Annotated in this window: 20 protein-coding genes; 13 read left to right on the forward strand and 7 right to left on the reverse strand. The window is 63.1% G+C overall.

Annotated features, from left to right (window positions below):
- Positions 1–193 precede the first annotated feature (193 nt).
- Positions 194–1,090, reverse strand: a complete 897-nt coding sequence (locus tag N8H74_RS06825) for a PA4780 family RIO1-like protein kinase (RefSeq protein ID WP_262146729.1) — start codon at positions 1,088–1,090, stop codon at positions 194–196.
- Positions 1,091–1,524: 434 nt separating this feature from the next.
- Here N8H74_RS06825 and N8H74_RS06830 point away from each other — a divergent pair, with 434 nt between their 5' ends.
- Complete coding sequence (locus N8H74_RS06830) at positions 1,525–3,471, forward strand: methyl-accepting chemotaxis protein (protein ID WP_217834522.1); 1,947 nt, start codon at positions 1,525–1,527, stop codon at positions 3,469–3,471.
- Between the two features lie 80 nt (positions 3,472–3,551).
- Here N8H74_RS06830 and N8H74_RS06835 read toward each other — a convergent pair whose 3' ends face one another.
- Positions 3,552–4,829: an acetyl-CoA C-acetyltransferase gene (locus N8H74_RS06835; RefSeq protein ID WP_217834523.1), complete on the reverse strand. Its 1,278-nt coding sequence runs from the start codon at positions 4,827–4,829 to the stop codon at positions 3,552–3,554.
- Positions 4,830–5,030: 201 nt separating this feature from the next.
- On the opposite strand from N8H74_RS06835, the gene N8H74_RS06840 reads away from it, so the two are divergent.
- The 4 genes from N8H74_RS06840 (at position 5,031) to N8H74_RS06855 (ending at position 11,133) form a co-directional block, all read left to right on the forward strand.
- Positions 5,031–6,383 (forward strand): 3-oxoacyl-ACP reductase, encoded by a 1,353-nt coding sequence (locus tag N8H74_RS06840; protein WP_262146730.1) that lies wholly within the window; start codon positions 5,031–5,033, stop codon positions 6,381–6,383.
- A gap of 2 nt (positions 6,384–6,385) precedes the next feature.
- A complete protein-coding gene (locus tag N8H74_RS06845) occupies positions 6,386–7,240 on the forward strand; it encodes a MaoC/PaaZ C-terminal domain-containing protein (RefSeq protein WP_262146731.1) in 855 nt (284 codons plus the stop codon).
- A 324-nt stretch (positions 7,241–7,564) separates the two neighbouring features.
- Entirely contained in the window at positions 7,565–9,328 is a 1,764-nt protein-coding gene (locus tag N8H74_RS06850) for a collagen-like triple helix repeat-containing protein (RefSeq protein ID WP_262146732.1), read from the forward strand.
- A gap of 134 nt (positions 9,329–9,462) precedes the next feature.
- On the forward strand, positions 9,463–11,133 hold the full coding sequence (locus N8H74_RS06855; RefSeq protein WP_262146733.1) for a POTRA domain-containing protein: 1,671 nt from the start codon (positions 9,463–9,465) through the stop codon (positions 11,131–11,133).
- Between the two features lie 103 nt (positions 11,134–11,236).
- On the opposite strand, the gene N8H74_RS06860 is transcribed toward N8H74_RS06855, so the two are convergent.
- The 3 genes from N8H74_RS06860 to N8H74_RS06870 all read right to left on the reverse strand — a co-directional run bounded on the left by N8H74_RS06860 (position 11,237) and on the right by N8H74_RS06870 (position 13,147).
- Positions 11,237–11,599, reverse strand: a complete 363-nt coding sequence (locus N8H74_RS06860; RefSeq protein ID WP_262146734.1) for a DUF6124 family protein — start codon at positions 11,597–11,599, stop codon at positions 11,237–11,239.
- 868 nt (positions 11,600–12,467) lie between these two features.
- Positions 12,468–12,863, reverse strand: a complete 396-nt coding sequence (locus tag N8H74_RS06865; protein ID WP_217834529.1) for a response regulator — start codon at positions 12,861–12,863, stop codon at positions 12,468–12,470.
- A gap of 80 nt (positions 12,864–12,943) precedes the next feature.
- Complete coding sequence (locus N8H74_RS06870) at positions 12,944–13,147, reverse strand: Flp family type IVb pilin (RefSeq protein ID WP_217834530.1); 204 nt, start codon at positions 13,145–13,147, stop codon at positions 12,944–12,946.
- Between the two features lie 340 nt (positions 13,148–13,487).
- Here N8H74_RS06870 and cpaB point away from each other — a divergent pair, with 340 nt between their 5' ends.
- Genes cpaB through N8H74_RS06910 form a run of 8 tightly spaced genes read left to right on the forward strand, consistent with a single transcriptional unit; the run spans position 13,488 to position 20,962 of the window.
- On the forward strand, positions 13,488–14,435 hold the full coding sequence (gene cpaB, locus N8H74_RS06875; protein WP_262146735.1) for a Flp pilus assembly protein CpaB: 948 nt from the start codon (positions 13,488–13,490) through the stop codon (positions 14,433–14,435).
- A 23-nt stretch (positions 14,436–14,458) separates the two neighbouring features.
- Positions 14,459–15,739: a type II and III secretion system protein family protein gene (locus tag N8H74_RS06880; RefSeq protein WP_262146736.1), complete on the forward strand. Its 1,281-nt coding sequence runs from the start codon at positions 14,459–14,461 to the stop codon at positions 15,737–15,739.
- Entirely contained in the window at positions 15,736–16,926 is a 1,191-nt protein-coding gene (locus N8H74_RS06885) for a pilus assembly protein (protein WP_262146737.1), read from the forward strand. Before N8H74_RS06880 ends, N8H74_RS06885 begins: the two co-directional genes overlap by 4 nt.
- Complete coding sequence (locus N8H74_RS06890; protein WP_217834534.1) at positions 16,923–18,194, forward strand: CpaF family protein; 1,272 nt, start codon at positions 16,923–16,925, stop codon at positions 18,192–18,194. Before N8H74_RS06885 ends, N8H74_RS06890 begins: the two co-directional genes overlap by 4 nt.
- A gap of 12 nt (positions 18,195–18,206) precedes the next feature.
- Positions 18,207–19,091, forward strand: coding sequence for a type II secretion system F family protein (locus N8H74_RS06895; protein WP_217834535.1), 885 nt, complete (start codon positions 18,207–18,209; stop codon positions 19,089–19,091).
- Positions 19,088–19,978 (forward strand): type II secretion system F family protein, encoded by an 891-nt coding sequence (locus N8H74_RS06900; protein ID WP_262146738.1) that lies wholly within the window; start codon positions 19,088–19,090, stop codon positions 19,976–19,978. The genes N8H74_RS06895 and N8H74_RS06900 overlap by 4 nt, the downstream gene beginning before the upstream one ends.
- 10 nt (positions 19,979–19,988) lie before the next feature.
- Positions 19,989–20,678: a tetratricopeptide repeat protein gene (locus N8H74_RS06905; protein ID WP_262146739.1), complete on the forward strand. Its 690-nt coding sequence runs from the start codon at positions 19,989–19,991 to the stop codon at positions 20,676–20,678.
- A gap of 11 nt (positions 20,679–20,689) precedes the next feature.
- A complete protein-coding gene (locus N8H74_RS06910) occupies positions 20,690–20,962 on the forward strand; it encodes a DUF3613 domain-containing protein (protein WP_262146740.1) in 273 nt (90 codons plus the stop codon).
- A 565-nt stretch (positions 20,963–21,527) separates the two neighbouring features.
- Here the strand turns inward: N8H74_RS06910 and N8H74_RS06915 are convergent.
- Positions 21,528–22,304, reverse strand: coding sequence for a response regulator transcription factor (locus N8H74_RS06915; protein ID WP_318837884.1), 777 nt, complete (start codon positions 22,302–22,304; stop codon positions 21,528–21,530).
- A 123-nt stretch (positions 22,305–22,427) separates the two neighbouring features.
- Positions 22,428–22,898 carry a prepilin peptidase gene (locus N8H74_RS06920; protein WP_262146741.1) on the reverse strand — a complete coding sequence of 157 codons (471 nt, stop codon included), beginning with the start codon at positions 22,896–22,898 and terminating at the stop codon, positions 22,428–22,430.
- Positions 22,899–22,926 lie beyond the last annotated feature (28 nt).

The raw sequence follows: 22,926 nt of genomic DNA on the forward strand, positions 1-22,926 counted from the left end.
GCCGACCTGAGCGTTCTTCACCGAATCCACAATCGACTCGGTCATTCGGGTCAACGGATAACGGCAGCCCCCCCGGTCGGCTCCCTCTCCCACCGGGAGAGGGCTGGGGTGAGGGCAGCGATTGCACTGGCGCACCGCAACAGAACAGACGCCCAGAAGAAATCCGGCCAAGACCGGGTTTCCATTCAGGCAATCACTGCATCCACGGTGGCGGAGGCGGTTCGTCGGACTTGCCCTTCGGCTCGTCGTCCGCCGCGCGGATCGCTTGCTTGCGCTCTTCGTCCAGCCGCGCCGCTTCGATTTCCCGCAGCACGCCGCCGACATCCGCCAGCTCCTCGGGATCGTCGAATTCACCGGTGAGCACACTGCCGGGGTGCAAGGTGCCGGCTTCGTACAACGCCCACATTTCCTTCGCGTAGCGGGTCTTCTTCAACTCCGGGGCAAACCGGCCGAAGTACGACGCCATGTTGCCGACGTCACGTTCAAGCATGCTGAACGCGTGGTTGTTGCCCGCCGCGTCCACCGCTTGCGGCAGGTCGATGATGACCGGTCCGTTCGGGGTCAACAGCACGTTGAACTCCGACAGGTCGCCATGCACCAGACCGGTACACAGCATCAGCACGATCTGCGTAATCAGGAAAGCGTGGTACTCGCGGGCCTGATCCGGCTCCAGCACCACGTCGTTCAGACGCGGCGCAGCATCGCCGTATTCGTCGGCCACCATTTCCATCAGCAATACACCTTCAAGGAAGTCGTACGGCTTGGGCACTCGCACACCGGCGTTGGCCAATCGGAACAGCGCCGCGACTTCAGCGTTCTGCCAGGCGTCCTCGGCCTCTTTGCGACCGAACTTGGAGCCCTTGGCCATCGCCCGGGCCTGCCGGCTGTTGCGAACCTTGCGACCTTCCTGATACTCGGCCGCCTGGCGGAAACTGCGTTTGTTCGCCTCCTTGTAGACTTTCGCGCAACGTAACTGATTACCGCAGCGCACCACATAAACAGCTGCTTCTTTGCCACTCATCAGTGGGCGCAGCACTTCGTCGACCAGACCGTCCTCGATCAGGGGTTCAATGCGTTTTGGAGTCTTCATCAGCTTTTATTGTGGGTCCTTTATTACCAAACACGCGAATGACAGTCGTTATACGGCAATCCTCGCACCACGGGGAGGGGTTGCCGACCTGTGAACCTGTGAATGCACACACCATGCCGGATCCGTCGGCACAATCCGTCCTCATTTCGACCGCTGCGAATCATAGCCGAGCCTGCACAAGTTGTTGGCCACAGGACTTGAGGGCATTTGCGACAGAATCTGACATCCCGGTTTTCCTCGCCCGCAAGATTTTTCGCGGCAGGCCTCAATTTCCCTCAAGGGCAGCCGATTTCCTCAGTGACAGAGGGATTTGTCCGACAATCGTTCAAAAAATTGCCGCTCTCAAGGATTCGGGGGACGCATAACGTTTTCGGCTGCCAATAAACCGCGGGTCATCTGCACTTCGTGGGTCTACAAGAAAATCTGGAGCGCGGATGAACATCAAACAGAAGTTGACCTGGGCGTTTGCAATCATCGCCTGCTTGCCGGTGGTGCTGGTCGCCACACTGGTGGTACTGAACCTGCGCAGCGATGCCCGGGATGATTTTGTCGACGGCAGCGGACGCGAGATCCGCCAGGTCAGCAATGCCATGCAGCTGTTTTTTGACGGCATCAGCCAGAACGTCGATTACCTGGCGGCGCAACCGCTGGTGAAAAGCGCCGACGGCACCGTCAGAAGTCGCATGAGCGCGAACGCGTCCGACACCTCCGATGGCGAACTCGACAAGCAACTGTTCGCCCTGTTCGAAGGCCTGGCGAAGTCGCACCCGGCCTACTCCTACGTGTCCTACGGCTTGAGCAGCGGTGGCTATGCCTTCTGGCCGGGCGATCCGAAGATGTCCAACTACGATCCGCGCTCCCGCCCCTGGTACAAGACGGCCATGGCCAATCCGGGCAAGACCCTGCGCACCGAGGCCTATTACTGGGCCGGCGATGACGCCGTGCTGGTCAGCACCGTGCGAGCCGTCGCCAACCAGTTGGGCGCCCAGGGCGGTGTGATCAACATCGACGTCTCGCTCAAGCAACTCACCGAGATCGTCAAGCAGATCAAACTCGGCGACACCGGTTACCTGATGCTGCTGGAAAACACCGGCACGGTGCTGGTCGATCCAAAGCAGCCGGAACACAACTTCAAACGTCTCGACAGCCTCGGTGACGGCTACGCGCAACTGGCGAAAGCCGGCAAGGGTCTGGTCGAAGTCGAACTCAACGGCGAGCGCTACATGGCCAACGTCTGGCCGTCGGAGCAACTGGGCTGGACCTTCATCGGCCTGATCAAGCAAAACGAAGTGATGAGCTCGGCCACCCAACTGACCTGGCTGATCGCGATCATCGCCGCAGTGCTGGCGGTGTTGTTCGCGGTGGTCGGCGCCAGCTTCGCCAGTCTCATCGTGCGACCGATCCGCAGCGTCGCCAGCGGTCTGGAAGGCATCGCCCAGGGCGAAGGTGACCTGACCAAGAACCTCGACATCCGGGGCAGCGACGAAACCGCGCAACTGGCCAACTGGTTCAACCAGTTCCTCACCGCGATCCGCAGCCTGATCCAGCACATCGGTGGCGCAGCGGGGAAAATCCTCGCCACGTCGCAGAGTTCGACCCGCGTCTCCGGCGACATGGCCGAAGCCGCCGGGCGCCAGCGTGAAGCGGTGGACATGGTATCGACCGCGTTCCACGAAATGGTCGCCACCGCCAACGAAGTCGCGCGTTCGTGCAGCCAGGCCGCCGAGTCGGCCGACAGCGGCCAGCGCCAGGCACGCCAGGGCCAGCAGCAGATCGATGCGGCGGTGAACAGCGTCGATCAACTGAGCCAGGAACTGGAGCAGTCGGCGCAGTCGATGCAGCAACTGGAACGCGACAGCAACGACATCCAGTCGATTCTCGGCACCATTCGCTCCATCGCCGAACAGACCAACCTGCTGGCGCTCAACGCCGCGATTGAAGCGGCGCGGGCCGGCGAGCAGGGGCGCGGTTTTGCGGTGGTGGCGGACGAGGTTCGCGCACTGGCCAAACGCACGGCGGATTCGACGGCGGAAATCGACGGGCTGCTGGGCAACCTCGCCAAGCGCACCAGCGCGGTGACGCAGCAGATGCGCGCCAGTCTCGATGTCTCGCAACAGTCGGTGGCACGCATTGGTGAGGCGCGGGAAAGTTTCGGGCAGATCCGCGAATCGGTGGACGTGATCCGCGACATGAACACCCAGATCGCCACGGCCGCCGAAGAACAACATCAGGTGGCTGAGGACATCAACCGGCACATCAGCCAGATCCATGGCGATGCGCAGTTGGTGGCGGAACTGGCGAACTCGGCGCGGCTGGACTCGCAGAGCCTGGCCGGGTTGTCGAATGAACTGGACGGGTTGGTGCGTCGGTTCAAGACTTGAGATCAAGGGGCTGAAAAGCCCCTCATCGGAACGCCCCCCTGACCCTCTCGCTCCGTGAGAGGGTCAGGGTGAGGGGGCTTTCAGCGCTCAACGATAGCCGTCACCCCCTGCCCGCCCGCCGCACAAATCGAAATCAACCCCCGCCCCTGCCCCGCCGCATCCAGCAACTTCGCCAGGTTGGCAACGATCCGCCCGCCCGTTGCCGCAAACGGATGTCCCGCCGCCAGCGAGCTGCCTTTCACGTTCAGACGACTGCGATCAATCGAACCCAACGGCGCCTCAAGTCCCAGCCGGGTTCGGCAATATTCCGCATCCTCCCAGGCCTTCAATGTGCACAACACCTGCGCCGCGAATGCCTCGTGAATTTCGTAGTAATCGAAGTCCTGCAAGGTCAGGCCGTTGCGCGCCAGCAAGCGTGGCACCGCGTACACCGGCGCCATCAGCAAGCCTTCGGCGCCGTTGACGAAATCCACCGCCGCCGCTTCTCCATCGCGCAGGTACGCGAGAATCGGCAGCCCCCGCTCCTTCGCCCATTCCTCGCTGCCCAGCAGCACCACCGATGCACCGTCGGTGAGCGGTGTGGAGTTGCCGGCGGTCAGCGTGCCCCTGGCGCTTTTTTCGAAGGCCGGTTTGAGGCTCGCGAGTTTTTCCAGGGTCACGTCCGGGCGCAGATTGTTGTCGCGGGTCAGACCGGAGAACGGTGTCATCAGATCGTTGTGCCAGCCCTCGCTGTAGGACGCGGCCAGTTTCTGGTGGCTTTCCAGCGCCAATTGATCCTGCGCCTCGCGAGGGATATTCCAGGTCTGCGCCATCAGCTCGCAATGCTGCCCCATCGACAGCCCGGTGCGCGGCTCGCCGTTGCGCGGAAACTCCGGGATCAGGTGCCTGGGCCGCAGCTGCAGAAATGTCTTGAGTTTGTCGCCGGTGGTCTTGGCGCGGTTGGCTTGCAGGAGGATTTTGCGCAGGCCTTCACTGACGCTGATCGGCGCGTCGGACGTGGTGTCGACCCCGCCGGCAATCGCGCAATCGATCTGGCCGAGGGCGATTTTGTTTGCCACCAGCAACGCTGCTTCCAGACCGGTGCCGCAGGCTTGCTGGATGTCATAGGCGGGCGTGGTGGGTGAAAGGCGCGAGCCGAGCACGCATTCGCGGGTCAGGTTCATATCCCGAGACAGCTTCAGCACCGCCCCCGCCACCACCTCGCCGATGCGCTGACCGTGCAGGTTGTAGCGTTCGATCAATCCTTCCAGGGCGGCGGTGAGCATCGCCTGATTGCTCGCGGTGGCGTAGGGGCCGTTGGAGCGGGCAAAAGGGATGCGGTTGCCACCGATGATCGCGACGCGGCGCAGCTGGGTCATGAAAAGCTCCTTTTCAAAAAATATCGAATTCACCGCTGGCCCGCTCTCGCCGGGCCAGTCACTTCTTGAAATCCAATCCGCCCACAAAACCACCGGGGGCAAACTACTCTGCTGTTCTAGCGTAGGCCTTATTGCGTGGATCGAACGATTGATTGCCCGATGCAGTCCACACTTTGAACCCCATCTTCTGGAGAGCGTTCCATGTCTGACCGCTATATCGACTTCGCCAACTCGTCCATCGGCCACCGCCTGGTCGGGGCCTTGGGCCTGCCGTCGCCGGTGCGCCTGGAACGCTGGCAGGCCGGGCGCCTGCGGCCGGTGGACGGGCCGCTGCTGATCGGTGGCGGGCCGCTGGCCGAGCACGTCAGCGCTTTCGCCAATCGCCTGACCGACGCGATCTACCGTTACGGCGAGCAACCCACGGGGGCCACCCAATGGATCCCCGGCCATGGCCCGAAACTCAAGGCCGTGGTGTTCGACGCCAGCGACTTGCAGCACACCGACCAGCTCAAGCAACTGCGCGAATTCTTTCAACCACTGATGAAAAACCTCGCTGCCAGCGCGCATCTGGTGATCCTCGGTCGCGCGCCGGAAACCCTGCGCGAGCCGTTTGCCGCCAGTGCGCAACGGGCACTCGAAGGTTTCTCCCGCTCGCTGGCCAAAGAACTGCGCAGCGGCGGCACGCTGCAACTGATCTATGTCGGTGACGGCGCCGAGGAACAACTCGAAGGGCCGCTGCGGTTTTTCCTGTCGCCGAAAAGCGCTTTCGTCTCCGGCCAGGTGATTCGCCTGAACGCCTGCACGACCCAGGTCAGCGACTGGACGCGACCACTGGCCGGACGCAAGGCACTGGTCACCGGAGCGGCACGGGGTATTGGTGCGTCGATCGCCGAAACCCTGGCGCGCGATGGCGCCGAAGTGATCCTGCTTGACGTGCCACCGGCCAAAAACGATCTTGAAGCCCTGGCCGCGCGTCTCGGCGGACGCGCCATTACCCTCGACATCTGCGCCGAAGACGCCGCCGCGCAGTTGACCGAACAACTGCCGGACGGCCTCGATATCCTCGTCCACAACGCCGGCATCACCCGCGACAAGACCCTTGCCAACATGACCCCGGAATTCTGGGATGCGGTGCTGGCGGTCAACCTCAATGCGCCGCAAGTGCTGACCAAGGCCCTGCTCGACAACGGCACCCTGCGCGACAACGCACGGGTGGTGCTGCTGGCCTCAATCAGCGGCATCGCCGGCAACCGTGGGCAGACCAACTACGCGGCGAGCAAGGCCGGGCTGATCGGCCTGGCCCAGGCCTGGGCACCGAGCCTGCTCGAACGTGGCATCAGCATCAACGCCGTGGCGCCCGGTTTCATCGAAACCCAGATGACCGCGCACATCCCGTTCGGCCTGCGCGAGGCCGGGCGGCGCATGAGTTCGCTGGGCCAGGGCGGTTTGCCCCAGGACGTCGCCGAAGCCGTGGCATGGCTGGCGCAACCGGGTACGGGCGCATTCACCGGACAGGCGTTGCGGGTCTGTGGACAAAGTGTTCTGGGGGCTTAGGCATGAGCATCGAATGGCAAGACCTGCCGCGCGAACCGAGCCTGCCAGGCCTCTACGCGCGGGCGGCGACGCGCCGCAAAATCACCGGCACCCACCTGCCCGACAGCGGTTTGCGCTGTTGGGTCGACGTCGATGGCAAACGCCTGGCGGCCTATCGCAAGGTCTGCGGCTTTGTCGATGACGGTCTGCTGCCGCCGACTTATCCACACATCCTCGCGTTCGCCCTGCAAATGCAATTGCTCACCGCCAAAGACTTTCCGTTCCCGCTGCTGGGGCTGATTCACCTGAGCAACCGGATTCGCGTGCTGCGCCCGATGGGCGGGATCAGCCGGGCGCAGATCAGCGTCCGCGTGCATAACCTGCAAGCACACCCGAAAGGCGCGACGTTCGATCTGCTCACCACCCTCGACGATCAACTCGGGCCGCTGTGGGAAGCGGAAAGCCAGATGCTGTGTCGCGGCGTGAAACTGGAGGGGGAAGCCATCGAGCGCACCTGGGAGCCGACGCTGCCCCTGGTGCAAGTGGCGCAATGGCCGGCACCGGCGGACATCGGTCGCCACTACGCCAGGGTGTCCGGGGACTACAACCCGATCCACCTGAGCGCCGTCAGCGCCCGGCTGTTCGGCTTCCCCACTGCAATCGCCCATGGCCTGTGGAACAAGGCCCGTACCCTGGCGGCGCTGGCCGATCACTTGCCCAGGGCCAATCTGGAAATTGCCGTGCATTTCCGTAAACCGGTTCGCCTGCCCAGCGAAGTGACCCTGCTGGCGAGCGCGGCCGGTTCCAGTGGCGAACTGCGGCTGATCGGAGCCGGGGATCTGGAACACATGGTCGGCAACTGGCAGCCGATTGCCTGAGTATCTTCGTGACAAAGGGGCCCGAGCGCCGGAGAGCATGTCAATTGTGTGTATATAACTTAAGTGTTTCCGGCGCTTGTGCGCGCTGACGAAAATCTTCCGGCCTTGATTCTCAAGGCTTTTTTTTGCCCGCCTATATCTTGTGGATTAGTCCTTGGGAAGTACCCTCGGCGCTGTATATAAAGGCGTTAATACCAACTTGAGAATGGCGTGGATCCAACCCCGGGATTGAGATGGGCACAACGGACGAAGGCATTGCCGGCAACAGAATCGGCGAGCCATCGAAGGCAACGAACGTTGTGACAGGTGCAAGGACTCTCAATCATGAAAACTCAAGTCTGGTACAAATCGGCAACAGCTTTGGCATTGATCCTCTCCCTCGGCCTCACCGGTTGCAGCAGCGGCGGTGGCGGTCATCACAGCAGCTCCGGCAGTTCATCGCCGGACAGCGCGGCAGCAGGCAGTGGCGGCACGGGTGGCAGCGGTGATTCGGCGGGTACAGGCGGTACGGGTGGCACTGGTGGCACTGGTGGCACTGGCGGAACCGATGGTACGACGGGCACGGGTGGAACCGGCGGTACGGGCGGTACGGGCACAGGAGGTACTGGCGGCACCGGCGGCACAGCGGGCACGGGAGGCACCGGCGGGACTGGTGGCACGGGCGGAACAGGAGGCACCGGCGGTACTGGCGGCACCGACCCGACCAACCCAACCAACCCTACCGATCCAACCAACCCGACTAACCCGACCACGCCTGCGCTGGTCACCACCACACTGGTTCAGGATGTCGGCAACACCGTCAGCGGCGTTGGCGATAGCGTCGGTCAGGTCGGGGATGCACTCAGCGGTGCTCCCTTGGTCGGCGGTGTGGTGCAGAGCGCAGCCAGAACCGCAGGCAATGTCGTCACCACGCTGGGCGACGGCGTGTCCAACGGCATCGGCAAACTGGCCAGCACGCCCAACGGTGTGGGCGTGACCGCCTCGTCGGTCGGTGGCGTGGTGCAGGATGTTGGCGACGGAGTCACCGATGTCAGCGGCAAACTGGCCACCGCCACCGGCAGTATTCCGGTCGTCGGTGGCGTGGTCACCCGGGTGGCGCCGGTACTCGGCGGCGTTGGCGAGCGAGTCACCATGCTCGGCGACACCCTCAGCACCGCCACGACCACAGGTCCTCTCGGCGGCCTCACCACGCAGGTCAGCCAGAAACTGGTGCCGGTGATCGCCATGGTTGAAAGCACCACCGACAAGATCGGCAGCACCACCGGCCTGGGCAGTCCGCTCAATGGCATGATCCAGAAAGTCGGCGGCACTGTCGATGGCCTGGGCGACAAGGTCGCCGGAGCCGGCAATGGCAACGTACTGACCAACAGCGTCGGCGGCGCCCTGAACAACGTCGGCACCACCGTCGCCAAGTCTGGCGGGCTGACGTCCAACGGCACCGGAGGCGACACTGGCGGCCTCGGCGGCACCGGTCTGCTGCAAACCGTTGGCGGCGCAGTGGCCAACGTCGGCAGCGGTCTGAGCACCGGCAATGGCGCCCTGACACCGGCCGGCAACGTCCTCGCCTCGACCGGCGGCACCGTGGCCTCGCTCAACACCGCGCTGGGTGGCCCGGGCACCACCATCACACCGCCAACCACACCACTGGCGACCGCCACCAACAGCATTGGCGCGGGCCTGGCGCCAGTCACCACCGCCGTCACCAACCTGACCCAGAACGTCGGCGCCAGCACCGGCCTCGGCAGTCCGGTCTCGACCCTCACCGCACAAGTGGGCGGGGCCGTCAGCAACCTGGGAGGCACCCTCGCGGGCAGCACCAGCAACCCGATCGTCAACGCCGTGGGTGGCACCGTCGGGACTGTCGGCACGACCGTCGCCGCTGTCGGCGGGGCGCTCAATGGAGGCACCGGCACAGGCGCCACTATTCCGGTGGTCAGTCCGGTCACCACGGTGGTCAGCAACACCGTCAACACCGTCACCAGCACCGTCGGCGGAGTGCTCAACACCGGCGCCAGCGGCACAACCGGCGGTGGTCTGGGCGGTGTGCTCGGCGGCCTGACCGGCACCCTGGGCGGCAACAAACGCTGAATTGCACCTGGCCGATTCGACGGCCTTACCTACAGCGCCTACGCTTGGTTGGAGGCGGAAGATTCCCCCGAATCTTCCGCCTTTTTCTTGGAAGAAAACCCGCCAGGTGCTGCGGTTTGAACATGGAGTGTCCTATGCGCGTAATGGCATCCCTGCTGTTCCTCAGTCTCAGTTCTGCTGCCCTCGCCGACACGCTGCCCAGCTTTCTCAACAGCAACGAAACGATCCGCAACCTGCCGGTGCCCAACCTCCCGGCCGATGCCTACCGTCCGGGCGCCACGCCCCTGCAAGTACCGGAACCCGGCGCCGCAGCGGCGGAACCGTTGATGATGGGCACCCGGATAAACCTCAGAACGGTGCAGATCGAGGGCGGTACGATCTATCCGCTCAACGAACTGGCCGAGGTCTACAAACCCCTGATCGGCAAACAGAGCAGCCTCGCCGACCTGATCGAAGCTACCCGCACCATCACCCGCCGTTACCAGCAGGACGGCTATCTTTTGTCCTACGCCTTCCTGCCGCAGCAAACCTTCGACGACGGCGTGGCGCGGGTGGTGCTGGTGGAAGGCTACGTCAAGGATTACCAGTTGCAGGGCGACATCGGCCGGGTCAAGGGCCTGCTCGACAAACTGGTGGCGAAACTCCAGGCCGAACGCCCGCTGACGCGCAAGACCTTCGAGCGCTACACCACGCTCATGAGCCGCATCCCCGGCGTGACGATCCAGGCCCAGGTGCCACCGCCCGGCACCACCGACGGCGCCACGTCGCTGATCGCCCAGGCCAGCCGCAAACCGGTCACCACCAGCCTCAACATGACCGAAGACAACCGCAACGGCACCCAGGCCCTGTTCGGCATCACCAGCAACTCGCAGACCTCGATGGGCGAGCAACTGTCGCTCAGCGGCCTGTTCCCGCCGGGGGACGATCACGAACATTACTATCGCCTGGACTACAACCAGTTCATCGACGACGAAGGCACCCAACTGGCCCTCTCCGCCTCGCGCTACCGCGCCGACCCCGGCACCAACCTGCTGCTCGACAACGGCCTGCAACTCAAGCCCCACCGCGAGAACGACCGCTACTCACTCGGCTTCAGCCTGCCCCTGATCGCCGCCCCCAACGAACTGCTGACCGCCGGCTCACGCCTGTACGCGGTCAACGACAAGACCCGCTACAAAGTGATCGGCTATCCGCTGAGCGCCGAAGTACGCACCGACATCCGCGCCCTCGCCTTCGAAAGCGACTGGCGCGTGGCCGACGCCCGCCAACTGCGCATCCTCAGCGGCGGTGTTTACCAGGGCTTCGACAGCATGGGCGCACACACCAACAACAGCGCCATCGACCTGGACTTCTTCCGGCTGCGACTGTCGGGGGTGCAGAGCGACAAGTTCTTCGACAACTGGCAAGGCGTGATCTCCGCCGCGCTGTACTGGAGCGCCGACACCCTGCCCGACAGCGAACGCGCCGTCTTCGGCGGGCAGAACTTCGGTCGCGGCTACCCCGACGACCAGGCCTCCGGCGACAAGGGCTGGGGCGTGGCCTACGAGATCAACTACAGCTTCAACCGCGACGGCAACTGGGTGCGCATCCTGCAACCGTACTTCGTGCTCGACCGCTCGAAATCCTGGTTCAACCGACTGGCCGTCCAGGACAACGACCTGTCCTCGGCCGCCATCGGCCTGCGCTTCGGCGACGCCAAGTACTACAACATCGCCCTGGAAGCGGCGAAGCCGATGTCGGATGAAGCACTGGATACGTTCAACCGACGGGCGCGGTACAGCATCAGTTTCAGTTATCAGTTGTAGAGAGCTGTTTGTTGGAAACGGATTGGCTGAGACGCCGCCTTCGCGGGCAGCCCGCTCCCACAGGGGGTTGCTCGCGAAGGACAATGCCCCGTCTCCCGGAGAATCAGGTTCGCGGATCAACCCGATCCAGCGCCCGGTTCACCGCCAACTGCGCCAGCATCACAATCTGCTGAATCGCCAGCGCCGTACTGCGCTGCTCACCGCCCAGCTCATTGGCAAAGTTGCTCGACATGACATTGGCCGACGCCAGGGATTCACAAGCATGGGCCAGCAGACTTTCGGTATCGATGTTGGGACAAACCATGAACATCAGACTCGGCTTACCGGGCTTGCGGGAATCCGGGACGAGGTAAAAATCGAGGGCACGTTTGATGGCTTCGCGGTTACGGGCGAACTCCTCTTCGCGCATGGCGTCGGCGAGGGGGGTTGATTCTTCGAGGGGTGGGTCGGGAATTAGTTTGTCCATTAAAACAATCCTCACATGTCTTGGAGTGCCATGTTTGCCGTTCTCACACGGCAAAAAGGTGGCAGCTATGTACGGGGTGAGAAACCGGTTATGGACACCCGGCCAGACCAAAGCCTGCCCGCACACAGCCGCCATTACGCATTTACAGACAGCGGATTTGCTGGCGGCGATTATGCGGGGACAGACTCTGTATGACCATAAGTAGCCGGGTTCTCACACCCGATCGCTGAGTGTTCAGCGACAGCCAAAAGACTAGAGAGCGAGCTTCCGACGGACAACCTGAAAACCTTGTGGGAAGGATCTGTGGATTCAGACAGTTCTTTAAACAGATCCAGAATCGCAGCCCTCACCCTAGCCCTCCCGAAACGTCGGACCGCCCGGAGGGAGAGGGAACTGATCGAGGTGGCAGAAAAAAAATGTACACCCGCCAAAACCAGGTCGGCTCGAAGGCCGCCTTCGTGGGCAAGCCCACTCCCACAAAAGCACAAAAGCGAAAGCAGATCACGCGCCCACCCATAGGCCGAGTGTCAGCTCGCCTGCGCTTTTGATCTTGCCGTACCGGCCCCTTCGGCAGGCTGAGTGGAGGGATTTATCCGGGGGTGGGAGCGCAGCGACCGTTTGGCGAAGCCAAACACATCGAGAGGAGGTGCAGCGAAGCAAACCGTAGGCGATGCCCCCCGGATGAATCCCGGAGCGAAGGAACCCCGAGCCTAAGCGAGGGGCCGTACGCCGGGGCACAGACTTTTGGTTACTTTGGGGCGTTTGCCAAAGTGACTCGCCGTCAGGGCGAAACCATAGGAAGCCGTTACCGCAGCAACGGATATGTACACCAAACACCCAAAGCCTGGTCGGCCCAGAGGCCGCCAAGTCACCGAAGCCGGGGAAACAGATTATCGAGCGTCTCGAGCAGACGAACATGATAGATAGGCTTGCGAAACAGATCCAAAACCTGCAACCGCAACATATCACTCACATCCTCCATATCCGCATGCCCCGACGTCACAATCACCGGCAAATGCTCCCGCGAAGTATGCTCACGCAAGCGCCGGATCAACGACATGCCACTTTCCTCCGGCATCCGCAGATCAGTAATCACCAGCGCAATATCCGGATGCCGGGTCAAATGGTGCAACGCCAGCTTCACCGACGTCGCGGTATGACAGACAAACCCCTCCCCCTCCAGCAACTCCGCCAACTCCAGCAACGCGTCCTCCTCGTCATCGACCAGAAGCAATTGTTGGCGGGAGTTGGCGGTGGAGTTCATGGGCAATACCTGCAATGGACCGAGCCCTGACGTTAGAACCCCTTGGGCGCATTCGCAAGTTGCCGGCGCTGGCCCATCGGTTATTGAAGTGCGGTAGAGATACGAGTGAACAAGTTGGTGATATCCGTTCCGATACCGGCACTAAGTCCTGCAATCACCAACGCCACCATGGCGGCGACAATCGCGTATTCGATACCCGAGGCACCTTCGGTGTCCTTGGCCAGCCCCTTATAAAACGCAATTTCGGATTGGATTTTCAGCAGCGCTTTTTTTGCAAAGGACATGACGACTTCTCCTTGAAAGGCACGGGCGTTGCGCGTTCGCAACATGATTCCCCTGTGCCAGCATCAGCATTGTCGGCATTCCCCGGCCCTACAACTGTAAGAACGAATTAACCCAAAAGTAGTAGTTCGCCAAATAACTGCAAAAAACCATGTTTGGCGCTTTAGCCCCCTACTTTTGCTCGATATTTCCGCCTCGGTAATGGCGTTTTGTTCACCCTGCGCTACCGTCAAATAGCGAAATAGTTACTTGTTCATAGCTGCCTGATTGCGAAGTTGTCTCGTCGGGATTCACGGGTCATTGCAAGAGACATAAAAGCGCAGCGGGAAAGGGAGAGCCGTCATGAACAGTCGCGTCACTCTGGGCCTGGCCGGCTTGTTATTGCTGGGTGCCATTCTCGCCGGTTACTGGGGCCTCACATTGAGCCGCCAGGCACCGGCCGCCGAACCCGTTGCCGCTGCTCCCGTCGACGTGACGCCGACGTCTGTCGCCCCTTCACCGGCAGACGATCCGACGCGCAAACCGGTGGTGGTACTGCTGCGCGACATTGCCCCATTCGTGAAAATCACTGCCGCCGATGTGGCCGTGGAGAAACTGCGGACCGCACCCGTCGGCAGCTTCGGCGGTGTCGATCAAGTGATCGGCCGTACCCCCTGGCGAGCCCTGACCGCCGGCAGTTGGTTGAATGAAGAAAGCTTCGCGCCGGGCAGTCCGCTGGCGCGGATGATTCGCCCCGGTGAACGGGCGCTGGCGGTGTCGGTGGACGAGGTGGTCAACGCCGGAGGGCAACTGGCGCCCGGTGACTACGTGGATGTGCTGTTGTTTCTGCGCAAGGACGAGAGCAACCCGCAGCCCTCCGCACAATTGGTGGTGCCGGCGGTGCGCGTGCTGAGTGTCGGTAGCCAGATGGGCCTGACCAACGACGGCCAGCCCGCCAGCCCGGCCCACACTGAAGAGGAAAAACTCAAGCAGGAACAGTTGCGCGCCGTCGCCCGCAGCGTGGTGCTGGCCGTGCCCGAAGCGCTGAGCAATCGCTTGATGCTCGCCTCCAGCGCCGGGGTGTTGCGGCTGGCCGTGCGCAGTGCCGACGAACAGCAACTGGCGAAGTACTGGGCCGGCGACGATGCGATTGCCGCCGCGCTCGACACCCCGCACCGCGAGCTGATCGAGTTCAGCCAACTGTCGCAGGTGGCGCCGCCCAAACCCTTTGCAGTCGCCAGCCAACCGGCCCTGCGCAAACCCGCCGTGGAGGTCATCCGTGGCACCGAATCCGTCCAACCCACTCCCTGAAATCCGAGCAAGGACGCACTTACATGCGCAGACGCTTCACGCCCCTGTTCCACGGTTTGCTCCGGGTTTCGCTGCTGAGTGCCGCCTCGATCGGCAGCGCCGTTGCGGCGACGGGCACCGGCAGTTGCTCCGCGCTCGGGCCGTTGCCGGCGGTGCTGGAAGTCGGTGAAGGCTTGCAGCAGGCATTGCAGTCGCCGGTGGCGATCACTCGGGTCGCCGTTGGCGATCCAAAAATCGCCGATGTACGCGTGACCGGTGACCGGGCCGTGCTGCTCACCGGCGTCGGTCCCGGTGCGACCACGCTGATGATCTGGAGCGCCTGCGCCAGTGCGCCACGCCAGAGCATGGTATTCGTCCAGGGCAAGGCCAGCGCGGCGATGGCTGCGGTAACGTTGCCCGCCGGCGAAGACCCGACGCTGCCGTCGCAAGTGCAGACCGACATCCGCTTCGTCGAAGTCAGCCGCACCAAACTGAAAGAAGCCAGCACCTCGATCTACGGCAAGGGCTCGAACAACTTCCTGTTCGGCGCACCGGGCACCGTGCCAAACACCTCCGTCACCCCCGGCGTGGTGCCGCTGCGCAACCTGCCCGACCCGCGCATCGCGGTGCCGAGCATCCCGCTCGCCAACGACATGTTCAACATCGTCTGGGGCGGCGGCAGCAGTAAATTCCTCGGCATCGTCAATGCGCTGGAAGGCAGCGGGTTCGCCTACACCCTGGCGCGGCCGAGCCTGGTGGCGCTGAGCGGACAGAGTGCGAGCTTCCTGGCCGGCGGCGAAATCCCGATCCCGGTGCCCAGCGCCAACAGCAACAGCTACTCGATCGAGTACAAGGAATTCGGCATCCGCCTGACCCTGACCCCGACCGTGGTCAGTCACGAGCGCATCGCCCTCAAGGTCGCCCCGGAAGTCAGCGAACTCGACTACAACAACGGCGTGACCATCGGCGGCACCACGGTGCCGGCATTCACCATCCGCCGTACCGACACCAGCATCTCCCTGGCCGATGGCGAGAGCTTCGTCATCAGCGGTCTGATCAGCACCCACAACGCCTCTCAGGTCAACAAGTTCCCGGGACTGGGCGACATCCCGGTGATCGGCGCGTTCTTCCGCGACACCTCGCTCAATCGCGAAGAACGCGAACTGCTGATGATCGTCACGCCGCATCTGGTGCAACCGCTGGCAGCCAACGCGCCATTGCCGGCGCTGCCCGGCGAGAAACTGCGCAACTACGATCCGAACTGGTATCGCCTGTACTTCCTGGAAAACGGCAACTTCGATAAACGCAGCGGATTATCGCAATGAGCCAGAACCTGAGCCAGACCTTCCTCGCCATCACCCGTAACGACACTGATCTTGAGTGGCTGCAAGGCGCGCTCGCGCCGCTGGGCCAGGTGGTCAGCGCCGGGGGTGGCAGCCTCGACGAGTTGCTGGCGCTGGTCGACGTAACCTTTGCCAGCCTGGTGTTTGTCGGCCTCGATCGCGAGCATCTGGTGGCCCAGAGCGCGTTGATCGAAGGGGTGCTGGAAGCCAAGCCGATGCTGGCGATCGTGGCCCTCGGCGACGGCATGGACAATCAGCTTGTGCTCAACGCGATGCGCGCCGGGGCGCGGGATTTCGTCGCCTACGGTTCGCGCTCCAGCGAAGTCGCCGGGCTGGTGCGCCGCCTGAGCAAACGCCTGCCCGCCGTGGCGCCGAGCACCCAGCTCGGCGGCTTGACCGTGCTGTACAGCCCACAGACCAACGCCGATGGCGCGCTGCTCGCCAACCACATGGCGCTGGTGGTGCAGAAAAGCGGTCAGCAGACGCTGCTGCTCGATCTCGGCCAGTCCCGGGGTGACAGTCTGGCGCTGCTCGGCCTAGAGAGTTCGTTTCATTTCGGCGACGCCCTGCGCCACTTGCGCCGGCTCGACACCACGCTGATCGACAGCGCCTTCACCAGCACCGAAGCGGGTCTGCGCATCCTCGCCTACGCCCCCGGCGACGAGCCGCTGGAACGTACCAGCGCCGCCGAGCTGTACATGTTGCTCAGCGCCCTGCGCCAACACTTCCAGCACATCGTCGTGAACCTCACCGGACAGTCCGACAGCGAGGCGCTGCGCACCTTCGTCAGCCATTGCGACAAGCTGCTGTGGTACACCGACCAGAACGTCCTCGACTGCCGACGCAATCTCGCCGTGCTCAATCTGTGGCGGGAAAAAGGCATGAAGCTCGATCACGGCCGGTTGCTGGTGGATCGCTACCTGCGCAACGTCGCCCCGGATTCGGACACCCTCGGCCGCACCTTCGGCCTGGACGTCATCGCCGTGCTCGCCTACAGCCCCGAGGTGCGACTGAACGCCAAGAACCAGGGCGTGAGCCTGTTCGAACTGGCCCCGCGCGAAAGCCTCAGCCAAAGCCTGCGCACCCTCGGCGAACGCCTGGCCAAACGCTCCGAAGGCCTGGCCAAACCCAAGTCCACCTGGTTCGAACGCTTGCGAGGTAGCTCATGAGCAGCGAACAACTCTTCGGCGGGCCGCAGCGCCCACCCGTCGGCAACGCCGATCACGACGGCCTGAAACGGGTGCTGCACCGCTACATCATCGACGCCATCGAGGAGTCGGGGAAAAATCTGCTGGAAGGTTCACGGCAGGTGCTGGCGCAATTCGTGATCGACAAGGTCGCCGAATACATCGCCCGTCTGCACCTGGCGATTTCCCGCTACGAGATGGAACGCCTGGCCGAAGAAATCGTCGATGAGCTGACCGGTTTCGGCCCCCTGGAAGTGCTGCTGCGCGACAGCGCGGTGACCGAAATCCTGGTCAACGGCCCGCATCGGGTGTTCATCGAACGCGAAGGCGTGCTGCACCTCAGCGACCTGCGTTTCATCGACGCGCATCACGTCGAACGGGTCATGCAACGCATCCTCGCCCCGCTCGGCCGGCGCCTCGACGAGTCGTCACCAATGGTTGACGCACGCCTGCCCGACGGCAGCCGGGTCAACGCGATCATCCCGCCGATTGCCCTCGACGGCCCATGCCTGTCGATCCGCAAATTCCGCAAGGACATGCTCAAGAGCACCGACCTGATGGCGATGCAGACCATCGATCAGGCAATCTTCGACTTCATCGAAGAGGCGGTCGGCAAGCGCTGCAACGTCCTCATCAGCGGCGGCACCGGCACCGGCAAAACCACCCTGCTGAACATCCTCAGCCAGTTGATCAACCCGCACGAGCGTCTCGTCACCATCGAAGACGTCGCCGAACTGCAACTCGGCCATCCGCATGTGGTACGCCTGGAAACCCGTCCGCCGAACGCCGAGGGCCACGGTGAAGTGAAGGCCAGCGACCTGATCCGCAACGCCCTGCGGATGCGCCCGGACCGGATCATCCTCGGCGAGATTCGCGGGGTCGAAGTGCTCGACGTGCTCACCGCGATGAACACCGGCCATGACGGCTCGATGAGCACCGTCCACGCCAACAACGCCCAGGACGCGCTGTTGCGCCTGGAAACCCTGGTCGGCCTGACCGGCCGCAGCATCGCCGAGCGTACCCTGCGGCAGATGATCTGCGCGGCGCTCGACGTGATCATCCAGTTGACGCGCATGCCCGACGGCCGTCGCTGCGTCAGCGAAGTGGTGGAGGTGGTCGGCATCCGCGACGACGTGTACGTGACCAACACCCTGTTCCGCCTCGACCGACGCGGCGGTTTCGGCTTCCTGCGCGAAGCGGTCAACCCGGCGGGCGACAAGCTGCGCCGCGACGCAGTGCTGGCGCACTGAGGGAGCCCGCCCATGCTCAAGCCACTGCTGTTGATCCTCGTCTGCCTGACCTTGCTCGGCCTGTCGCTGCGCCTGTTCTACAACGGCTGGCGGCAGAACGGCACCGAGCGCGTGCTGCAACGCCTGAATCAGGGACAACCGCAACTGAGCAGCGAGGCACCGCGCTGGGCCAGACTGGAACGGGCCTTCCTGCGGGCCGGCCTCGGTCGCCCGACCGAGCGTCTCGGGGTGTGGCTGTTGCTGTGGGCATTCGGCGTTTTGCTCGGGTTCGTCCTCGGCAAGTGGCTCGGGTTGCTGTTGTTCATGGTCTTGCCGCCGCTGGCACTGCGGCTGTATGTCAGTTGGCGTTACCAGCGACGGCTACGGCGGATGATCGAACAACTGCCGTCATTGCTCGACCATACCGTGCGCAGCCTGAAGTCCGGTCGCACCCTCGCCGACGCGGTGCTCGGCGCCATCGAGGCCAGCGAAGATCCTCTGAAAAACGCCATGGGCCGGGTGCAGCGCAACGTGCAACTGGGGGTCAGCCTGGCGGATGCCGTGTCGGACCTGGCCGAACTCTATGAGAGGGACGAACTGCGCCTGTTCGCCCTTGGTCTACGGGTCAACCATCGTTATGGCGGCAACGCCAGCGAACTGCTGGAGAACCTGATCAAGATGATTCGCGAACGCGACCAGGCTTCGCGCCAGTTGCGCGCCATGACCGGCGAAACCCGCGTCACGGCCTGGGTCCTCGGCGTGCTGCCGGTGAGCCTCGCCGGCTACTTTCTGATCTCCAATCCCAAATACCTGATCGCCATGTGGAACGACCATTCCGGCCAGCTGATGCTCGCCACGGCGTTCGGCTTGCAGGTGTTCGGCTGTCTGTTGCTCTGGCGGATGTTGCGCAGCCTATGAACGCCCCCCTGATGCTCGGCGCCCTGCTGTTGCTGACAGCGGCGGTGTTGCTGCTCGGCCACCTTCTGGAGCAACGCCGACGCGCCCGCCAGATCAACCGCCGACTGGCAGGCACGCTGACCCGCGACAACCGCTTCGGTACGCTTTTGCAGGTGCTCGGCGAGAGCAGGGTAGGCCAGCACAGCGTCAGGCTCGACAACGAAACCCAGACCCTGCTCAACCGCCTCGGCTGGCGCAGCGCCCGGCAGCGTTCGCTGTTCGCCGCCAGCCAGATCGGCTCACCGTTGTTGCTACTGGTCATGGTCGCACTGATCCAGGGCGTGTTTTTCCCACAGGTGGAGAAGCACTGGATCGCCCCGCTGTTTGCCATGGGTCTGGGTTACCTGTTGCCCAAACGCTTGCTCGCCATGGCGGCCAACCGCCGGCAAAAGCAACTGTCGACGGAGATTTCCACCTTCATCCCGCTGCTGCGCATCCTCTTCGAATCCGGCATGGCCGTGGAACAAGCCCTACGGGTGTTGAGCCATGAAGCGCGGGCGCTGCTGCCGATACTCACCCACGAATTGCGCCTGGTGCTGGCCCGGGTCGACTCCGGTCTGGAACTGGGCGAAGAACTGAACAAAGCCACGCGCCTGATGGCGGTGGACGAATTCACCGACACCTGCGTGATCCTCCAGCAGTTGCTGCACCAGGGTGGCGGCGCGATGAAATCGCTGCTCGCGCTCAAGCAACTGCTCGACGACCGGCGCCTGACGCGCCTGCAGGAATACATCTCGAAAATGTCCGCAAAAATGTCCGTCGTGATGATGCTGTTTCTCTTCCCGGCGCTGTTGATCGTCCTGGCCGGCCCGGGCTTCACCGCCCTGGCGCGGGCACTGGGTTCTTAGAGGGATCGTGATGAAAGCAATGATTGCCGGTATGACGCTGCTGATGCTCGGCGGCTGCGCGAACACCGGGCAGACCCCATGGGATGCCCTGACCAACCAGGCCAGTTGCGGCAAGCTGAGTTCGGAGCAACAGCTGTCGCTGAACCTGGCCGACGACATGGCCAACGACGGCAAACTCCACGCCAGCCTGGCCAACCTGCAAAGCCTGCCGGACAACCTCGCCGACGTGCGCCTGCGCAAGGCCAAGGTCTATCGCCTGCTCGGCCGTAGCGAGGCCGAACCGCTCTACCGCAGCCTGCTCGGCAGCTGCCTGGCCGCCGAAGCCGAACACGGCCTGGGCCAACTCGCCGCCGCCCGCGCCGACTACGGCCAGGCCCAGGCCCACCTGCAACGCGCCGCCCGCCTGGCCCCGACCGACGAAAAAATCCGCAACGACCTGGGCGTGGTGTACCTCAACCAACTGCGCCTGGAAGACGCCCGCTTCGAATTCCTCACCGCGATGGAGCTCAAGCAGAGCGATCAACTGGCCGCCCTGAACCTGGTCACGCTGCTGCTCTACCAGGACGACTGGACCCGTGCCGCCGAACTGGTCAGCCGCCTGAAACTGAGCCCGGAGCAATTCAGCGAGGCCCAGGCCCGCGCCGAAAAACTCAAACTCCCCGCCCCCGCCAACCGCCTCGCCGCCGCGACGCTCCCGTAAGGAGGCCTGCCATGAAATCCACCCTGCTGTGCCTGACCCTGCTGACCCTGCCCCTCACCACCCACGCCATCGACGCCGGCCCCGCCTCACCCCAACAACAGGAAACCGAAGGCTGGCTCCTGCTGCAAAGCCGCAACAAAGCCGCCTCGCCCACACCACAGACCAGCACACCGACGGAACGCGAACTGAGCATGCAGCGCTGGCTGAAGAGCTACCAGCATGAGATTCCGGAGTTCTTCGATCAGGATCAGGGAGGGAAGGTTGATAGCGGGAACGGGAGTTGATTGATAGGGCCGGGGTTGTGGACTCAGATCAAAAGCCCCTCACCCTAGCCCTCTCCCGGAGGGAGAGGGCTAGGGTGAGGTGGCAGTGACGAAGGCGTACACCCACCAGAACCAGGTCGGCCCGAAGGCCGCCTTCGTGGTCAAGCCCACTCCCACAGAAAAGCAAAAGCAAAAACCGTCCACACCCGCTTCCCACCACTCAACACAATGAGCGTTAGCTCGAGTACCGCTTTTGATCTTGCCGTGCCGGCCCCTTCGGCAGGCTGAGTGGAGGGATTTATCCGGGGGTGGGAGCGCAGCGACCGTTTGGCGCAGCCAAACACATCGAGAGGAGGTGCAGCGAAGCAAACCGTAGGCGATGCCCCCCGGATGAATCCCGCAACGAAGGAACTCCGAGCCTCAGCGAGGAGCCGAACGCCGGGGCCAAGCCTTTTGGGTTACCTTTTTGGCGTCTGAAAAAGGTGACTCGCCGTCAGGGCGAAACCATAAGCCGCCGTTACCGAAGCAACGGATATTCACCCCAACCCCAAGAGCCTGGTCGGCCCAGAGGCCGCCAAGGTCAAGCTCAGTGCGCCGTAACCCGCTGCCGAACCGCAGAAGAACCCGGCGAAAGCGCCAACGCCAACTGCGTCCGATTATGCATATGCGTCAACCGCAAAACCTGCGAAACATAAAGCTTCACCGTGTTCTCGGTAATCCCCAACTCACAGGCAATCTGATAATTGGTCTGCCCCTTGCCCACCAGCCGTGCCACGTCCAGTTGCCGGGGCGACAACTGATTGAAAATCGCCGGCATCTCCAGACTGTCCGCCTCACCGCTCGGCTCATCGCTCACCGGCGCAGGCCCGCGCCGCACCTTGTCCAGATCCTGATAAAGATCATCGATCGACTCGGAAAGGAACTGCAGCTTCTGATTCAGGTGCCCCAGTTGCAGCGTCTTCTGCCGCTCCTGCAATGCCACTTCCTGGCGCTGCAACCCCTCGAGCAACTCATCCAGCTCGATCGGCTTCTGGTAGTAATCGGCAATCCCCGCGCGCAACGCCTTGATCACATCCTGTTTGTCGGCGCGACCGGTGAGCATGATGGCTTCAAACACCCGATGCTTGCCCGACAGACGCTGCAGCTCCTGCACCAGTTCAATACCGTTCATGTCCGGCATTTGCAGGTCACACAGCACCAGGCCGATATCCTGATCATCGATGAACTGCTCGATCGCCTGCTGGCTCGAATCGCATGGCACACACCGGTAACCACTGCTCTCGAGGAATTCGCACAGCTCTTCAACAATCAGCGGTTGATCGTCGACCACCAGCACTTTCACAGCAGACATAAGCTTGTTCACTTGCAACTCCATGCTCGATCAAGGCTGACAATTCCTGTACAGACAGCTTGTGAATGTAAAACCCATGAATTGAAAGTAGACGCACTTTCCGACTATGTACATAGCAGTAGTGGCATCTGGCGACTAATGGATCCAGAGCAAGGTAGCCAGCAGGCCAACCAGCACGAACGGTGCAAATGGCAGCTTTTTTGACGCTTCAGGCCGGAAAAGCTGCAAACGATCTCTAAGCCCTTGACTCATATGCATCCAAATTCCCGGCGCCAGCAACGTCCAGAGGGCCGTGGCAAATCCGGCGCCGATAAAGGTGCCGAGCAGGTGTGTGCCGTCCGTCGCAAGGGCCAAGGCTGTCATTAGTTTCACATCGCCGCCGCCCAGTCGGCGCAGTGCATAACCGGGCAACGTGAAGGCCAGTGCCAGCAGCACCGCCCAGGCGCCCTGTGCCGCGTCGGCACCGAGCCAGGTGCGGCCGGTTCCCAGCAGCCAGACCAGCGCGAGGCCGCCGACGCCCAGGGTCAGGCCATTGCCGATATGCCGCTGTCGGGCATCCTGCGCCGCACACAGCGTCAGCCAGATGAGTAGGACAAAGCTGTGCATCCGGTAAAAAACGTCCGTTTTGGCTGAA

This window comes from Pseudomonas sp. B2M1-30 (assembly GCF_025447575.1).
Classification (GTDB): Bacteria; Pseudomonadota; Gammaproteobacteria; order Pseudomonadales; family Pseudomonadaceae; genus Aquipseudomonas; species Aquipseudomonas botevensis.

Excerpts from the sequence above, each read along its gene's own strand:
- N8H74_RS06825 (WP_262146729.1), bottom strand. The coding sequence starts at position 1,090 with ATGAAGACTCCAAAACGCATTGAACCCCTGATCGAGGACGGTCTGGTC.
- N8H74_RS06830 (WP_217834522.1), top strand. The coding sequence starts at position 1,525 with ATGAACATCAAACAGAAGTTGACCTGGGCGTTTGCAATCATCGCCTGC.
- N8H74_RS06835 (WP_217834523.1), bottom strand. The coding sequence starts at position 4,829 with ATGACCCAGCTGCGCCGCGTCGCGATCATCGGTGGCAACCGCATCCCT.
- N8H74_RS06840 (WP_262146730.1), top strand. The coding sequence starts at position 5,031 with ATGTCTGACCGCTATATCGACTTCGCCAACTCGTCCATCGGCCACCGC.
- N8H74_RS06845 (WP_262146731.1), top strand. The coding sequence starts at position 6,386 with ATGAGCATCGAATGGCAAGACCTGCCGCGCGAACCGAGCCTGCCAGGC.
- N8H74_RS06850 (WP_262146732.1), top strand. The coding sequence starts at position 7,565 with ATGAAAACTCAAGTCTGGTACAAATCGGCAACAGCTTTGGCATTGATC.
- N8H74_RS06855 (WP_262146733.1), top strand. The coding sequence starts at position 9,463 with ATGCGCGTAATGGCATCCCTGCTGTTCCTCAGTCTCAGTTCTGCTGCC.
- N8H74_RS06860 (WP_262146734.1), bottom strand. The coding sequence starts at position 11,599 with ATGGACAAACTAATTCCCGACCCACCCCTCGAAGAATCAACCCCCCTC.
- N8H74_RS06865 (WP_217834529.1), bottom strand. The coding sequence starts at position 12,863 with ATGAACTCCACCGCCAACTCCCGCCAACAATTGCTTCTGGTCGATGAC.
- N8H74_RS06870 (WP_217834530.1), bottom strand. The coding sequence starts at position 13,147 with ATGTCCTTTGCAAAAAAAGCGCTGCTGAAAATCCAATCCGAAATTGCG.
- cpaB (WP_262146735.1), top strand. The coding sequence starts at position 13,488 with ATGAACAGTCGCGTCACTCTGGGCCTGGCCGGCTTGTTATTGCTGGGT.
- N8H74_RS06880 (WP_262146736.1), top strand. The coding sequence starts at position 14,459 with ATGCGCAGACGCTTCACGCCCCTGTTCCACGGTTTGCTCCGGGTTTCG.
- N8H74_RS06885 (WP_262146737.1), top strand. The coding sequence starts at position 15,736 with ATGAGCCAGAACCTGAGCCAGACCTTCCTCGCCATCACCCGTAACGAC.
- N8H74_RS06890 (WP_217834534.1), top strand. The coding sequence starts at position 16,923 with ATGAGCAGCGAACAACTCTTCGGCGGGCCGCAGCGCCCACCCGTCGGC.
- N8H74_RS06895 (WP_217834535.1), top strand. The coding sequence starts at position 18,207 with ATGCTCAAGCCACTGCTGTTGATCCTCGTCTGCCTGACCTTGCTCGGC.
- N8H74_RS06900 (WP_262146738.1), top strand. The coding sequence starts at position 19,088 with ATGAACGCCCCCCTGATGCTCGGCGCCCTGCTGTTGCTGACAGCGGCG.
- N8H74_RS06905 (WP_262146739.1), top strand. The coding sequence starts at position 19,989 with ATGAAAGCAATGATTGCCGGTATGACGCTGCTGATGCTCGGCGGCTGC.
- N8H74_RS06910 (WP_262146740.1), top strand. The coding sequence starts at position 20,690 with ATGAAATCCACCCTGCTGTGCCTGACCCTGCTGACCCTGCCCCTCACC.
- N8H74_RS06920 (WP_262146741.1), bottom strand. The coding sequence starts at position 22,898 with ATGCACAGCTTTGTCCTACTCATCTGGCTGACGCTGTGTGCGGCGCAG.